Annotated in this window: 9 protein-coding genes; all 9 read right to left on the bottom strand. The window is 61.1% G+C overall.

Features of this window, described 5'->3' with window-relative positions; translation table 11 throughout:
• Positions 1 to 31: 31 nt before the first annotated feature.
• The 9 genes from F8N85_RS10430 to treZ all read right to left on the bottom strand — a co-directional run bounded on the left by F8N85_RS10430 (position 32) and on the right by treZ (position 15,622).
• A complete protein-coding gene (locus tag F8N85_RS10430) occupies positions 32 to 1,090 on the bottom strand; it encodes an autotransporter outer membrane beta-barrel domain-containing protein (protein WP_150803540.1) in 1,059 nt (352 codons plus the stop codon).
• A gap of 322 nt (positions 1,091 to 1,412) precedes the next feature.
• A complete protein-coding gene (locus tag F8N85_RS10425; protein WP_412072485.1) occupies positions 1,413 to 4,016 on the bottom strand; it encodes an autotransporter outer membrane beta-barrel domain-containing protein in 2,604 nt (867 codons plus the stop codon).
• Between the two features lie 312 nt (positions 4,017 to 4,328).
• Entirely contained in the window at positions 4,329 to 5,129 is an 801-nt protein-coding gene (locus F8N85_RS10420; protein WP_150803538.1) for an endonuclease/exonuclease/phosphatase family protein, read from the bottom strand.
• Positions 5,130 to 5,220: 91 nt separating this feature from the next.
• Positions 5,221 to 5,979, bottom strand: coding sequence for a PIG-L deacetylase family protein (locus tag F8N85_RS10415; protein WP_150803537.1), 759 nt, complete (start codon positions 5,977 to 5,979; stop codon positions 5,221 to 5,223).
• A 210-nt stretch (positions 5,980 to 6,189) separates the two neighbouring features.
• Positions 6,190 to 8,355, bottom strand: a complete 2,166-nt coding sequence (gene glgX / locus F8N85_RS10410) for a glycogen debranching protein GlgX (RefSeq protein WP_150803536.1) — start codon at positions 8,353 to 8,355, stop codon at positions 6,190 to 6,192.
• Positions 8,356 to 8,667: 312 nt separating this feature from the next.
• Positions 8,668 to 8,949: a DUF2934 domain-containing protein gene (locus F8N85_RS10400; RefSeq protein ID WP_150803534.1), complete on the bottom strand. Its 282-nt coding sequence runs from the start codon at positions 8,947 to 8,949 to the stop codon at positions 8,668 to 8,670.
• Between the two features lie 21 nt (positions 8,950 to 8,970).
• Positions 8,971 to 11,754, bottom strand: coding sequence for a malto-oligosyltrehalose synthase (locus F8N85_RS10395; RefSeq protein WP_150803533.1), 2,784 nt, complete (start codon positions 11,752 to 11,754; stop codon positions 8,971 to 8,973).
• A complete protein-coding gene (gene malQ / locus F8N85_RS10390; RefSeq protein WP_150803532.1) occupies positions 11,751 to 13,832 on the bottom strand; it encodes a 4-alpha-glucanotransferase in 2,082 nt (693 codons plus the stop codon). Before malQ ends, F8N85_RS10395 begins: the two co-directional genes overlap by 4 nt.
• Entirely contained in the window at positions 13,829 to 15,622 is a 1,794-nt protein-coding gene (gene treZ / locus F8N85_RS10385) for a malto-oligosyltrehalose trehalohydrolase (RefSeq protein WP_150803531.1), read from the bottom strand. Before treZ ends, malQ begins: the two co-directional genes overlap by 4 nt.
• Positions 15,623 to 15,626: the final 4 nt, after the last annotated feature.

The following is a 15,626-nucleotide window of genomic DNA, read 5'->3' as shown; positions in this document are numbered from 1 at the left end:
GGGGGCAAGCCCCCTCACCACAAGCAAACCCTCACCAACGCATCCGCACACCCAGACTGCCAATCAAACCATTAAGGTCGTTGTCGTCGACATCGCTGCTGTAGTCGGCGCTGATGTACAGGCTCACGGTGGGCGAGACTTTGGCCACCAGGCCAAGGCCCAGATCGACGGTGGAGGATTTGCGACTGCTGCTGATCTTGTCGACACGGTCGAGGCTCAGCGTGTCGCCGCTATACACCGTATGCCACAAGTTGGTCCGCACATAGGGTTCGACCGGCAGCCCGCGAATTTCGTAGCTACCTTTCAAGCGGGCTCCGACCCGGCCACTCCAGGACGTCAAATCGCTGGACGAGGCGGTGCCGTTGCCGCCATTCATGGGGTCCAGGCTGATCCGTTGATTGATCAACTGCGCCTGGGGTTCAACGACCCAGTTTTCGCTGATGCCGATGGGGAAGCCACCTTCGACCGACAGCGTCACCGCACTACCTTCGGCGGCCTGCCGGGCGCCCTGTTCGCTGCGGCTGAAGCCATTGACCCGGCCGCCGCTCGCGGTCAAATCCACATGCCAGCCTTGCGGGCCGGTCAGGCTCCAGTAGGCACCCATGCTCGGGCCTTCGAGGTTCAGGCTGTCATGTCGCGGGTCGGCGACGGTGCGCGAGGTCAACATGCCATTGCTGTTGCCCTGGAACTGGCTCTGACCTGCGACCAGGCCGACACGCTGGGTGTGCCCGCTGTCATTTTTCAAGGTGTAGAGCGCCGGTCCCCTGGACAGGTGGTCGGCGTACTGCGAGGTGAGGAAGTCGCTTTCAGCCTGCCTGGAGGCCTGGCCATATACCCGCTCCCAGGCGGCAGGGGCAGCTTCATTGATGGTCAGTGGCTGAGTGTCGAGGCGCGGGTTGGAGCTGTAAGGTCCGGTGAAGGTCGAATCCGGTGTCGGCAAGGTAAACACTGGAATGTCCTGGCGATACCAGGGCGTCGACTCCTCTTCGGCATTACCTGCCTGAACCTCCATGGAGGAACAGAGCAACAACGTAGTCGAAACGGCACAAATGGTGATTTTGATCTCTTGTGGGGTGATTGAAGTTTTCATGGAGGTCTACCTTGCAATGGCATGCCTTATCCCGCTATGGCGTCTCTCCTACCCCGAATGAGGGGCGACCGAATTCAATGAGGCAAAGCCCACCCGCCCGCTTGCGCAGGAGTTTCGAGGCTTGCCCCGGATGGTATTTCCGGGGGTAGTAAAGTGAAGCTAAGAAGACCGCAGACCCCGCGTCAAGAAGTTGAATGATGGGCGGTAGCGTTATTTTAAGAGCGTCAAATATTTGATATTTAAGCTTTCTCTAAGTTCTTGTTTGCACGCGCAATCATCTTGAAAGCCCCGGTTTAGAGGCTTTCGTTAGCTGGCTACGCGATTACCAACTCCCCCGAATTCCCACGTTACCGCTGACCCCCTCCAGCGGGTTGCCATCCAGATTGGTGTTGTAGTCCGCAGCCAGGTAGACGCTGATGGCGGATGACAGCTTGGCGACAATGCCCACGCCAAGGTCTGCGGTGGACGCTGTGTGTTCACTTTTGATCCGGTCAATACCGTCATAGGTCACCGTGTCGGAACCACCAAAGGTCCGCCAGGCATTGGCTCGCAGATAGGGTTCGATGGGCATGTTCCGCACCTGGTAACGACCCTTGAGCCGGGCTCCCAGCCGACCCGTCCAGTAATCCTGGGAGTCGAACGACACATCGGAAATACCGTCGTGCTGATCGTCCAGATCAATATGCTGGTTGATCACCTGAACTTGCGGCTCGAGCACCCAGTTGGCGGAAACGGCAATCGGATATCCAGCTTCGAGCGAGAGCGTCAAGGCATGGCCTTCAGTGTCCATTTTTACGCCGCGATTCGAGCGGTTATGGCCTTCCAGGCGGGTGCCCATGGCGACCGCGTCCACGTACCAGCCGGCTCGGTCGGTCAGGGTCCAGTAGGCGCCAAAGTGGTCGCCGTCGAGCTTTACCCTGCCAGCACGTCGGTCTTGGAAGCCTTCTGCAAAACCATCGACATCACCCTGAAGTCGGCTCTGACCAACGAAGAAGCCTGCACGCTGGATTTGCCCACCGCTGGTTTGCGATGCATAGAGATCATGGCCGATCTGGAAACCCTTGAGCGAGCCGTCGAAACGCGGCGTCACTGTTCCTGACCAGCTCTTCTGGAAGTCGCTGCCATAGACCCGAGCCCAACCCGCGGGAACCGCTCCGGTTTCAGTCAGCAGGCTTTGTTCGCCCTGGCGATCATGGAAGGTGCCGAGGGCTTGTAAGGTCATCACTTGGGCGGCGGGTATCACCACTGAATACACCGGTACTTCCAAACGATACAGTGGGATCGGATCGGCACCGGCTGCCGCAGTGGGCAATGGCGGTGTCGTCATGGCCGGCACCGGCGAGGTCCGGGCAGCTACCTGCGCAGGTGCCGGGGCCGGCGGTGCAACAGGCGCCACTGCCGGGGCTGTGGGGGGCTCGACTGGCGGCTCATCCGGATCGACGGTGGGCGAAACGGGTGGTACGACTGGAGGTGCAGGTGGCACCGCAGGTGGCGGCGGAGCTACAGGCGCGATGGCCGGCGGTGTTACGGCTACGACCGATGAACGCAGGTACCAGTTGTTCTCCGAGCCGGCCGTGACGCCGCCCTTGAACAGATAATACTGGTAGGCGCCGGCGGAAACCGAGCGGTTCAATGCAAAGGCATCGCTGCTGCTGGTGGCACCATTTTGAGCCTGTATGACCTCGATGCCGTTCTGCCGGGTCAGCCCGCCCAGCCCGCCGAGGTTACTGATGCCAAGCTGTGTATGGCCGCTGATGGTGCCTTGAGACACCCGCAGTTTATCGCTGGCTGAGCTGTCTTCGCCGAGTACGGTTTGCAATAGCAATTGACCGTTACTGCCGACATAGTTGCCGTGTATGGTCAGTGAGTCTGTCGCGCTGCTGCTGCCAGTTGTCATATCGATGACACCGGCGTTGCTGAGGGTGGCCAACTGGCCGGAGGTATAGGGCCGGATGCTGCCTTGGGTCACCGCCAGGGCACTGCCGCCGTCGATGGCGAAGACACCTGTTCCGGTTGCGCTGTCGCCCAGGAAAAAATCACCCGCCAGACCCAGGCGTGAGTTGTTGGTCAGCTCGACAGACTCCCAGCCGACATAACGCGCCGCGCCAGTAGAGCTGCTGTTATCGAAGGTAAGACGGTCATTGCCCAAGCCACCATCCAGAGACGGGGTCGAGGACAGGACGCTTTCATTCAGGTTGCCGAGTCGCGCGCTATCGTCGCCATCGCCCATCAGGATGGCGGACTGGATCTGGCCGCCATCCTTCCAGGTGAAACTATCATTGCCGCCGCTGGCGCGTATTTGCCCTGCAATGACTCCGCCACTGACCGTGATGCTGTCGTCGCCACCGCTGACACTGACATTGCCGCCAATCCTGCCGCCGGAGACGATGATGGTGTCGGTGCCGAACCCGGTGACCAGATTGCCAAGTATCTCTCCCCCCGACAGGTCGAAGGTATTGTCGTCGAGTTTCATGTTAACCCGGCCGATGATACCGGCGGTCATCTTCGCGAAGTCGCCGTCCTCGAAGGCGTCGACGATGGTGCCGCCAGTCATCAGGAACGTATCCAGGCCATCGCCCTGGGCCAGGGACTGGATGCGTCCGCCGCTCATGATGAAATCATCGATGCCACTGCCCTGGCTGACCGCACCGGTGATTTGCCCGGCGCTGATCTGCAAGGTATCGCGGCCATCACCCTGGTTGAGAGCGCCAGTGATCGTGCCCGAATCCATCAGCACCCGATCGTTGCCTGCGCCGAAGTTGACAATGCCGTTGATGCTGCCCGTGCCGTTGGCGGGAAAGGTCAGGCTGTTGTTGCCCGCCAGATCGGTGAGTGGGCCGTTGCTGCCACTGTCACAGGTAAGGTTGTCATTGCCGACTCCGGGCGTGAGTGTGCACGCCGCTTGGGCCGGTGCAGAGGAGAGCATGAGCAATGAGCCGGTCACTGATAAAGCTGTCGATAGTGACTTAAAGAGTTGATTTTGGCGATTCATGATAAATCCGGATCCTTGGTTTTTTTTAGACTTCCTGGGGTGAAATCATGCCGCAGACATTCAACAAAACTCATGGCTGATTTGAAGGTTCTGCACTAATGGACTGACAAACGTCTGTTCCTTCAGGCAAGCAAAGTATTAGTCGCTTTTATTGACTGACGATCAGGCAGCTGACAAGCGGTACTGTCAGATCTGACAGTTGTGTGGGGCAGGGAATCGTGATATCGGAGGCCGGATTTCAGGCGCTCAGAGATGCACTTCCACCGTCAGGGGCAAGTGATCGGAGAGATGGGGCCAGGGCTTGTGGCTGAGGATTTTCGGCTGGTGGCTGCTGGCATTGCGCAGGTAGATGCGGTCCAGGCGCAGCAGTGGCCAACGCGCGGGATAGGTCTTGGCCGGACGCCCATGGTAGCGTTCGAACGCTTCGTGCAGGTAGTTATGCCGGGCGAGGGTGGCGTTGCCCTGCAGTTGCCAATCGTTGAAGTCGCCGGCAATGATCACCGGTGCTTCCTCGGGCAATGATTCCAACAGTTGGCCGAGCAGGGCCAGCTGCAATTGGCGGTGGCTTTCCAGCAGACTCAAATGTACACAGATCGCGTGCACTTCGGTATGCCCCGGCACCTCCAGCACACAATGCAGCAGCCCGCGACGTTCGGGGCCGGTGATCGACACGTCGAGATTGCGGTGATGGCGGATCGGGTATTTCGACAACAGCGCGTTGCCGTGGTGGCCGTTCGGATAGACCGCATTGCGGCCATAGGCGAAGTCGCTCCACATGCTGTCCGCGAGGAACTCGTACTGGGACTGTTGCGGCCAGTTGTCAAAGCGCGAGGCATGGCGGTCGTGCTCGCCTAACACCTCTTGCAAAAACACCAGGTCCGCCGAGGTGCTGCGAACGGCCTCGCGCAATTGCGGAAGGATAAAGCGCCGATTGAGGGCGGTGAAGCCCTTATGAGTATTGACTGTCAGGACTCTCAGGCGATGGATCGCCGGAGCGTTTTCCAGTGCTGCCGGGTTGACAGGAAACCTGTCTGAGTCGCTGGTCACGGTCACTCCTCTGAATCAAGGCCGGTTACCTATGCGACTGATACTTTTCCCGGCAGTTCAGAGTTTCGGACCGTTGATCAACCTCCCACGCTTACAGGAATACGATTTCGTAGGGCAGACGCAAGCGCTCCAGAACCGGCCGTGAGAGCATCGGCGCGATACCGATGGCCGGCTCGCCGTCCAGTTGGCTGGCATAGGCATGGGTCGCATGGCTTTTGCGGGCCACTGTCCAGCTGTCCAGGCGTATCTTGCGCGCCCGCTGCCAGGGAATCAGTCCTTGCTCGCGAGCCGGCCAGTGCCAGGCCCCGAGGGGGATTTCCCGAAGATGCGCGTCGACCATTGCAGCCGCTCGGGCGGTGGCCCGACCGACCGCATCATGGTCGACATGGCCGTCCTCGCGCCAGATGCTGAAAACCACATCGCCGGGGCGTAGATAACGCGCAATGAACTGGGTCAGTTGCTGCTCCTGTTCGGCCAGCGCGTTGTCGGTGAAACCGCCACGGATCCACTTCAGGCTGTGCATGGGCAATCCCAGGCGCCTCAGGGCTTCGACACTTTCCTGTGGGCGGAACACGCTCAGACGCTTGGCCGACCACAGGTTCGAGCCCGGGTGGCTGGCACTGCCATCGGTGATCGAGATCAGTTGCAGGGGATGCCCAAGGCTGGCCAATAACTGCAGCAGACCGCCGCAGGACACGACTTCGTCCCCGGGATGCGGGGCGATCACCACGACGCGAGCGCCTGGCGGGACCAGCGTGCTGGTATTGATGACCGGGATATTGTCCAGCTGCAGCGCGCTGTTCCACACCTGTGCAGGGAAGCTGCTATCGGGGAGCGAGACGGATTTCATCGATGACACATCCTTGTTTTGTGAGTGCCGTCAGACCGGATGATGGCTTGAAGTCTTCCTCTGCACGTCGATGACGACGTGCAAAGCAAGTGTGCCGGCTTTCCGTACCCTGGATTGCCGCGAGCTGAGTATTGCCCATACTTCGGGTTACGTCGCCTTTCTCTGAATAATCGGTAAAGTTTTCCTTGGAGAAAGGCCTGAGGCCGGTCGTTAATCCTCTTCCTCACGCTGCAGTTCGAACAATAGCAGCGAGCGCCCGGTCACTGAGTACTGGTCATCGAATTCGAATCGTTCCTGGCCGCGAATCGAGGGTTGGTTGGTGTCGAGCAAGCAGGTCCAGAAAATGCCTTCAGGTACTTGCGGCAGGGTGAAATTGACGACGTCGTGATGGGCGTTGACCACCAGCAGCAAGGTCGCGTCGGCGCCTTTGCGGCGGATGCCGGTTTCCTGGGCGCGGCCGTCGAGCAGCATGCCCATGCAGCGGCCATGGCCTTCCTCCCATTGTTCGATAGTCATCTCGCTGGCGTCCGGCGCCAGCCAGGTGACGTCCTTGACGCCAATATCCTCGTTGTAATTGCCCACCAGGAAACGTTGGCGGCGCAGGATCGGGTAAGCCAGGCGCAGCTTGATCAGGCGTTTGACGAACTTGAGCAAGGCCTTGCCGTCATCGCTCAGGTTCCAGTCAACCCAACCGGTGTCGCTGTCCTGGCAATAAGCGTTGTTGTTGCCGTGCTGGGTACGGGCGAATTCGTCACCGGCCACCAGCATCGGCGTGCCTTGGGCCAGCAGCAGGGTAGCGAAAAAATTGCGCATCTGGCGCAAGCGCAATTCATTGATTTGCGGGTCGTCGGTCGGCCCTTCGACGCCGTGGTTCCAGGACAGGTTGTTGTCGGTGCCGTCCTCATTGTTCTCGTCGTTGGCTTCGTTGTGCTTGTCGTTATAAGAGACCAGGTCGTTCAGGGTGAAACCGTCGTGGGCGGTGACGAAATTGACCGAGGCGTAGGGGCGGCGACCGCGCTGGTTGAACATCTCGCCAGAAGCGGTCATGCGCCCGGCAAAGTCCGCCAGCTGGCCGTCGTCACCTTTCCAGAAGGCGCGCACGGTGTCGCGAAAACGATCATTCCACTCAACCCAGCCCGGCGGGAATTTACCCACCTGGTAACCTCCGGGGCCGCAGTCCCAAGCCTCGGCGATCATCTTCACCTGGCGCAGTACCGGATCCTGGCGACAGGCGACGAGGAAGCTGTGGCGTTCGTCGAAACCGTCGTGATAGCGGCCGAGGATGGTCGCCAGATCGAAACGGAAACCATCGACGTGCATTTCCGACGCCCAGTAACGCAACGAGTCGGTGACCATTTGCAGCACGCAGGGGTGGCTCAGGTCCAGGGTGTTGCCGGTGCCGGAATCGTTGATGTAGAAGCGCTTGTCGTCGGGCATCAGCCGATAATAGGAGGCGTTGTCGATGCCGCGCATGGACAGCGTCGGGCCCTGCTCATTGCCTTCGGCGGTGTGGTTGTAGACCACGTCGAGAATCACTTCCAGATTGGCTTCGTGCAGGTGCGCGACCATCTCCTTGAACTCGGCGATCTTGCCGCTGGCCAGGTAGCGCGGGTCCGGGGCGAAGAAGGCGATGCTGTTGTAACCCCAGTAATTGGTCATGCCCTTGTGCAGCAGGTGCTGGTCATTGACGAACGCGTGGATCGGCAGCAATTCCACGGTCGACACCCCGAGCTTGCGGATGTGTTCCAGCACGTCATCGACCATCAACCCGGCGAAGGTGCCGCGCACGGCCTCGGGGACGGAGGGATGGCGCATGGTCAGGCCACGCACGTGAGTCTCATAAATGATCGTCCGGTCCCATGGCACGCTGACACGGTGATCGTGGCCCCAGGTGTGGGCCGGGTCGATCACTTTGCACTTGGGCACAAAGGGAGCGCTGTCACGTTCATCGAAACTGAGGTCGGCGTCTGGATGGCCGATGGTGTAGCCAAACAGTGCCTCGGACCATTTCAACTCGCCTACCAGTTGCTTGGCGTAGGGGTCGATCAGCAGCTTGTTGTGATTGAAGCGATGACCGTTTTCCGGGTCGTAAGGACCGTAGACCCGGTAGCCGTAAATTAGCCCGGGATGGGCGTCAGGCAGATAGCCGTGGAAGATCTCGTCGGTGTACTCAGGCAGTTCGATGCGTTCGAGTTCAACTTCACCGGCGTCATCGAACACACACAGTTCGACTTTGGTGGCGTTGGCCGAGAACAGAGCGAAGTTGACCCCCAGGCCGTCCCAGGTCGCACCCAATGGAAAGGGCAAACCTTCACGGATGCGCGAGACCTCGACCTGAGGTTCTGGCGCTGGCGCGGCTTTTTTTGGCGTGGTCATAGATGCTCCTGCAAATGAGTAACGTGTTCGTTCGGTGAATCAGCGATGCATTTTTTTCGGTGGTGAGCGAGAGTGCGATCAGGTTGCGGGCAACAATCGGATGTCGAGCGGTCACTTGTGGCGAGGGGGCTTGTCGGAACGCCGCACCGCCCCGTTCGGCTGCGAAGCAGTCGTAAAACCGGATGACGCGTTCTACCTGATAAAATACGGTTTCCGGTTTTGGGGCCGCTTCGCGACCCAACGGGGGCAAGCCCCCTCGCCACAGTAAACACTCTTGCCACAAAGGGTGTTCAGTTCACCGATTCAAGGCGTTCAGCCCGCCGTTGGCTTACGCGGTGCTCGTGGTTTTTTCGCGGCAGCGGCTTTTTTCTCACCCGGTGGCGTTACTACGGGTGCAGCCGCGGGCGCTTTGGCCTTGGCTGTGGATTTGGCCTTGGTGCTACTGGCTTTGGATTGTTTGTTAGGGACCAGGGCTTCGGCCTCGGCGAGCTTGCGCGCCATCTCCCAATGGCGGGCTTCCTGGCCTTCGGGCTTACCTTCGGATTCCCAGATTTGATAGGCAAACTCACGAATGCGTTTGTCGTCGGTACTCATCGCTATGCTCCTGAACTGAACTCAAGTTTGGATAAAGAGATTGACCGGGAAGTCCCCCAGCGCGGCGCTTATCATTAGCTCCTTGTGGTGTGTGACTGCGCAGGCTGAAAAAAGTCCCTTCAAATTTTGCCCGGAGGCGGTAAATGGTAGTTTTACCCGGGTATCGCCCCAATCCGATGCGCACACCAGCGGTTGCGCATCAAGTTTCAGCAGGCCGGACAGCAGTCGTGGAACAATCACCACGGCCCACCGACCTTCGATTTCGCGGCTGAACGCCAGCACCCGTTCAGCCTGGTTGCCGAGCACTTCCAGGGCCTCGTAGCGGCCCCGCCGAAACAGCTCCGGATGTTCGGCGCGGCGGGCCAGCGCCTTGGCAATCAGCGCTTGTTTGACACGCCCGTCACGCCAGTTCTCCAGCAACTGCGAAATCTCGACACCACTGTGCAATGCCTGTTGCCGACTGTTGAAATCCACCGGGCGACGGTTGTCCGGATCCACCAGGCTGAAGTCCCAGAATTCGTTGCCTTGATAGAGATCAGGGACACCTGGCACCGTGAGCCGCAGCAAGGTTTGAGCCAAACCGTTCAAGGCGCCGGCCGGAGCAATCAATTGCGCGGCGTTGCCAATGGCAGAGCGTAGCTCAAGCCCTTCGGGTGACAACAACACGCGCTCGAGGAAGGTCTGTGTCGCCTGTTCATAAGCATCGTTCGGCGCGCTCCAGCTGCTCTGCAGCTTGGCTTCGCGCAGGGCTTTTTGCTGCCATTGCCAGAGACGTTGAGCATAGCCCTGGAGGGCTTGAGTATCGTCACTGCGCAGTTCCAGCGGCCAACTGCCGAGCAGGGTTTGATAGAGGATCAGTTCATCGCCCGCCGACGGCGCGCCGGGATTGCTGCGCAGGGGCGCGGCCAGTGCTCGCCACTGCTCGACCTGATCGGCATACCAGGCGCTGCGTTCGCTGAGCACGGCCAGCCTGGCGCGGCTATCTTCGCCGCGCTTGTGGTCATGGGTGGCCGTGGCCAGCAGGTTATCGGCAAAGGTTGCCAGGCGGTGGCTGCAAGCCTGGTGAAAGTCCGCAACCGGAGCGCTGAACCGTTCGGTGCTGAAGCCGACATCGTTGCGCGAAAGCAGTACCGCCGAACGATAGAAGGCAGTGTCTTCCACCGCCTTGGCGGCTGCAGGCGACGTCAACTGCTGAAAGCGCACCGAGGCATGCTTGAGGATCTTGCGTTGCCTGCCCACGGGACGTTCGCGCCAGGGCTGGCCACCGAGCCAGCGTTCGAGATAGTCGAGCACCGGCCAATCGGCTTCGCCCAGGGTACTTCGGGCACCGGCCATGGCCTGTTGAAAGAACACGTTGTCTTCTGCTGCCCGTCCACGCGCACTGACGTAGGTCCGGTACACCGAGAAGTGCACGATCAACTCCTGCAGCGCCCGGCGGATTGCCCCCAGGGTCAGGTCGCGACTCATCAAGTCATCGCGGGCAATCTGCAGCAACGCCTGGGCGACGCTTTCGAAATCTCCGGCCAGAGAACCGTTGAGTATCTGCTGACGGGCCAGCAGCGCTTCCTGGAGGAATTCGGCGGGGCGTTCGCTGTGGCGGCTCCACAGCTCGGCGAGGGTTTCGGCGCCTTGCGGGTCGTGTTGCAACAGCGACACCTGGTCCATGAACTCGTAGCCGGTGGTGCCGTCCACCCGCCAGTCGGTGTGCAGGGTTTCACCCTGGCCGAGAATCTTCTCGACGTAGATCGGGAAATGCCGCGAAGGCGACAAGGCATCGACCCGTCGACGCAATTTGCGGCAATAACCCCGCGGATCGGCGAGCCCGTCGATATGGTCGATGCGCAAACCGTCCACCAGACCTTCGCTGATCAGCTGGAAAATCTTCGCGTGGGTGGCTTCGAACACCACCGGGCGCTCGACCCGCAGACCGCCGAGTTCGTTGATGTCGAAGAAGCGCCGCCAATTGATATCGTCGGCCGCGGTGCGCCAACTGGCCAGCCGATAACTTTGCCGCTCCAGCAGGTTGTGCAGGCGTTCGAGACCTTCGGATTGGCGAGAGTCGTAGCGGCTCAGGCTGTGTTCGATGGCCTGTTGGATCACGGGCTGGCGGGCCAGTTCGAGCAGGTCCCGGTGCAGCGCAGCCGCCAGGGAGTGAGCGTCGGACAGGTAGTGAAGGGCGCTGAAACGGTCAGCCAGAGACTTGAGCTGTTGCGCGGCTTCGGGATCAAGTTGATCGCCAGGGTTGAGCAATTCACCGTAGTCGGTGGGGCAGATCGGGAAGCGGTGGTCGTAGTGCTCGACATAAAAGGTCCCGCGTCCCGGATCGAAGCGCAGGGGGATAGTCCCGTCCTGTAGCGCGATGCCGTAGTCACTGCCCAGAAAGGGCAGGAGTAACTGGCCTTCAAGCAACGGGTCGGGGGAGTGCCACTGAATATCGAAGAACTCGCCGTAGGGACTGCGCCGTCCCCACTCCAGCAAGTCCAGCCACCAGGGGTTGTCGGCGCCGCCCACCGCCATGTGGTTGGAGACGACGTCGAGGATCAGGCCCATGTGCTGTTGACGCAGGGCGTCGACCAGACGCCGCAAGGCCGCTTCGCCACCGAGCTCGGGATTGACCGTGGTCGGGTCGACCACGTCGTAGCCGTGCATTGAGCCGGCGCGTGCACTGAGCAGCGGTGAGGCGTAGACATGGCTGATGCCCAGGCGAGCGAAGTACGGCAGCAACGGCACCGCATCATCCAGGGTGAACCCCCGATGAAATTGCAGGCGCACGGTTGCTCGCAGCGCAGGGACCTGGTCGCTCATCGGTCACGCTCGAAAGCTTGCTGGCGAGCGCAGGCGAGCATTTCCAGGCGCCGTGCGGCATCCGGGTCATCCAGCAATGTTTTGCTATCGCCGGCAAAGCGTCGACACCAATTGGGATGGCTGTCGGTGGTGCCGGGCAGGTTGGCCTGTTCGTCGATGCCCAGGGCATCTTCCAGTGGCAGTAACACCAGTGGCGCACGAGTGTGGCCAAGGAAGCGAGTGCTGGCGTCGAGGATCTGGTCGGTTTCGTGGGACTCTTCGCGAAAGTTCTGTGGATCCTTGCTCAAGACCCGGCGCAAACCCTCACGCTCGCGTTGTCGATGTGCTCGCCAATGGGCTTCGGCGGGGGCATCGGTGTGCCCCAGGCGTACGTGCCATTCGATATCGCGGCCGTGCCACCAGCCGTTGAGCGTTGGCAGGTCATGGGTGCTGGTGGTGGCCAGGGCGTTGTCCGGCCACTCGAGAGTCGATTTGAAGCGTACGTTGTGGTCCTGCTCAAAAAGCAGCACGCGCATGCCGAGCATAGAACGGGCGATGAGCTTTTCCTGCAGACCATCCGGCACGGTACCAAGGTCTTCGCCAAGCACGATCGCCTGATGCCGGAATGACTCCAGTGTCAGCAGGCGCAGCAGGTCGTCGACCGGGTAATACAGGTAGGCGCCGTCACGCGGTGGCGCGCCCCGGGGGATCACCCACAGACGTTGCAGGCCCATCACATGGTCGATTCGCAGCCCGCCGGCATGAGCAAAGTTGGCCCGAAGCATTTCGATGAACGCGCGAAAGCCGTTGCGCACCAGCCCTTCGGGACTGAATGCCGAAATGCCCCAGCCCTGACCGGTACGGTTGAGCGTGTCCGGGGGCGCGCCGACTGTCAGCTCCGCGAGCAGTTCGTCCTGGCGACTCCAGGCCTGGCTGCCGCCGCCATCGGCACCCACCGCCAGATCGGCGATCAGGCCGATACCCATGCCGCTGCTGCGCGCCGCGGTTTGCGCGCGCTCCAGACAACGGGCGATCAGCCATTGGCAAAAGGCAAAGAAACCGATGTCCCCGGCGTTTTGTTCGGCGAACTCGGCCAGTGCCGCACTGCGTGGGTCCCGCCACTGTTCTGGCCACTCGCGCCAGTCCAGGCTTTCGCCGCGGGCTGCGCGCTCGGCTTGCAGCGCCTCGAACCGGCAGTGGTTTTCCAGCGCTTCGCCAGCGCTGTGACGAAAGCTGCTGAAGTCTTCATGCAATGGATGCTCGCCCTGGCAGAAGCCGTCATACAGCGCCCGCAGCAGCCGTTGTTTGGCGTCGGCCGCGGTCGGCCAGTCGATCAGAGGCTGCTGCTCCAGTTGGTGCAACTCTTCGGCCAGGCCCGTGGCGTCAATCGCGGTGCGTAGCGCCCGTTCACCGAGAATCGCTCCGGGTGCGGCATACAGGCTGTTGAGAAACAGCCGGCTGGAGGGGGAGTAGGGGCTGTAACGCTGATGATCACTGCTGAACATGGCGTGCAAGGGGCTGATGGCCAAGGCATCGGCGCCGCGTTCGCCGGCGACCCGGGCAAGATTTTCCAGGGCCAGGGTGTCGCCGAAGCCGCCATCACCAGGACGTCTGAGCGAATACAACTGCACACTCAGCCCCCAGACGCGTGGCGTCGGGCTGTCGACGGCATCGCCGACGCTGTAGCAATGGCTGGGCGCCACAGCCAGGGTGAAGTGTTGCCCGGCGATGCTGACGCTTTGATAACCAACCGGAACCAGCCCTGGCAGCACGGCCTCGGTATCCAGTTTCAGGTTCAGAACGGCGCCGTCTTCCAGGTGAATTTCACAGGGTGTTTCAGGGGCAAAGTAGTGCGCCAGATCGAGGCCCTTGCCAAAGTCCGCGGTCAACAGCGGTGGCAGTCGTTTGGTCTGTTGGACTTGTTGCAGCTGAAGCAGGCTGGCATCGATTTCCTGCGACGTCGAAGCAGGATGGCCGAGCCCGATGAGGACTGCACGCAGTACGGAGGGAGAGACTTTTTGCGGTCGGCCATTGGCATCGATCCAGTCGACTGCCAGGCCCGCTTGGCTGGCGAGTATTTCCAGTTGCGTATCGCTCATGGGCGCTCTCCAGTCGGGGGCGGCGCCGTCAGAGTGACGAGCGCGCTGTACGGGGCGAGGGTGCCCTGCTGCAGTAGGCGAAATGCCTGTTGCGGGTATTCGAAAAGGACCTGTGCCAGGTCTTGTAATGAGTGGACCAGCGGTTGGGCGCTGAGGTTCACGTCGATGCGCAGCAGGCTGCCGTCGCCCAGCCGCCAGCGCGCGCTGAGCGCTCCCTCGGCCAGGACCTCGGCACCGAGTGCCTGGGCACCGGGCAGGCGTGGGATGATTTGCCGATGACGGATTTCCAGCAGTTGCCGGTACAGCGCCTGAGTCGCACGTTGCGTATCGGCAGTCGCTTGAGCGAGATCCGGACGGGAAGCGTGAAAAGTCTCGGGAGCATTCGGATCGGGGATCTGCTCGCGTTTATGTGGATCGGTGAAGGCGCTGAAGGCGGCGAATTCATTGCGCCGGCCCTGGCGAACCGCCTCGGCCAGTTCACCGTGGTGGCTGGTGAAAAACAGGAACGGCTCGCTGACCGCGTTTTCATCGCCCATGAACATCAGGGGGATCATCGGCGCCAGTAGCAACAACACGGTGGCGGCATGCAGCGCTTGCGGGGGCGCCAGGTGGTTCAGTCGTTCACCCATTGCGCGGTTGCCGATCTGGTCGTGGTTTTGCAGGAACAGCACAAAGGCGCTGGGTGGCAAGTGCCCGCTGGGTTCGCCGCGCGCGGTGCCGTGGCGGGTGGTATGGCCCTGGTAGACAAAGCCCTGGCTCAGACAGCGAGCAAGCTTCTCGGTGGGTTGCTCGGCGAAGTCGGCGTAGTAGGCGTCGGTTTCGCCGGTCAACAGCACATGTAAAGCGTTATGCCCGTCATCGTTCCATTGGGCGTCGAAGCCTTGCTCCAGCAGGCTGGCCTGATTGAACTCGTTTTCCAGAGTCAGCCAGACATGTCGCGGCGGGTCGATCTGTTGCCGCACACGCTGTGCCAGTTCCAGCAGGAAATCCGGATCATCGATGGCATGCACCGCGTCCAGGCGCAGGCCGTCGAAGCGGTATTCAAGAATCCACATCAACGCGTTGTCGATGAAAAAGTCACGCACTTCGCGGCGGCGAAAGTCTATCGCCGCTCCCCACGGGGTGTGCTTGTCCTCGCGGAAAAAGCTTTTGGCGTAGCGATGCAGGTAGTTGCCGTCCGGGCCGAAGTGGTTGTAGACCACGTCGAGAATAACTGCCAGGCCCAGGCCGTGGGCGCAGTCGATCAGCTGCTTGAGCTGTTCGGGCGTACCGTAGGAGGCTTGTGGTGCGTAGGGGAAAACCCCGTCATATCCCCAGTTGCGGTCACCGGGGAATTGCGCGAGCGGCATCAACTCGATCGCGGTGATGCCCAGCGCGGCGAGACGCGGCAAGTGTTTCTCGACCTCGCTGTAACCCCCCAGCACGCCGACATGCAGCTCATAGATCACCGCCTCATGCCACGGACGGCCTTGCCATGTGCTGTGCTGCCAGCGGTAGGCGAGAGGATCGACCACCACGCTGGGTGAATTCACGTCGCCGGCCTGAGCGCGGGTGGCCGGATCAGGCACTTGCAGTTCGCCATCGATATTGAAACGGTAACGGGTACCGGCGGGGCAACGGGTTTGTATCACGAACCAGCCGTCGGCTTGGGGTAACAGCGGCAGCGACTCGCCGCCTTCCAGTTCGACACTGACATAAAAAGCATCTGGCGCCCACAAGGCAAAGCGGGTGTGCTCTGCATCCAGCATGATTGCGCCGTGGGGCCAGGTTTCCAGAGTCCGTAACGGCATCTAG

It is taken from the genome of Pseudomonas fluorescens (assembly GCF_902497875.1).
GTDB classification, from domain to species: domain Bacteria; phylum Pseudomonadota; class Gammaproteobacteria; order Pseudomonadales; family Pseudomonadaceae; genus Aquipseudomonas; species Aquipseudomonas fluorescens_BR.
This window is presented reverse-complemented; position numbering and strand designations above follow the sequence as displayed.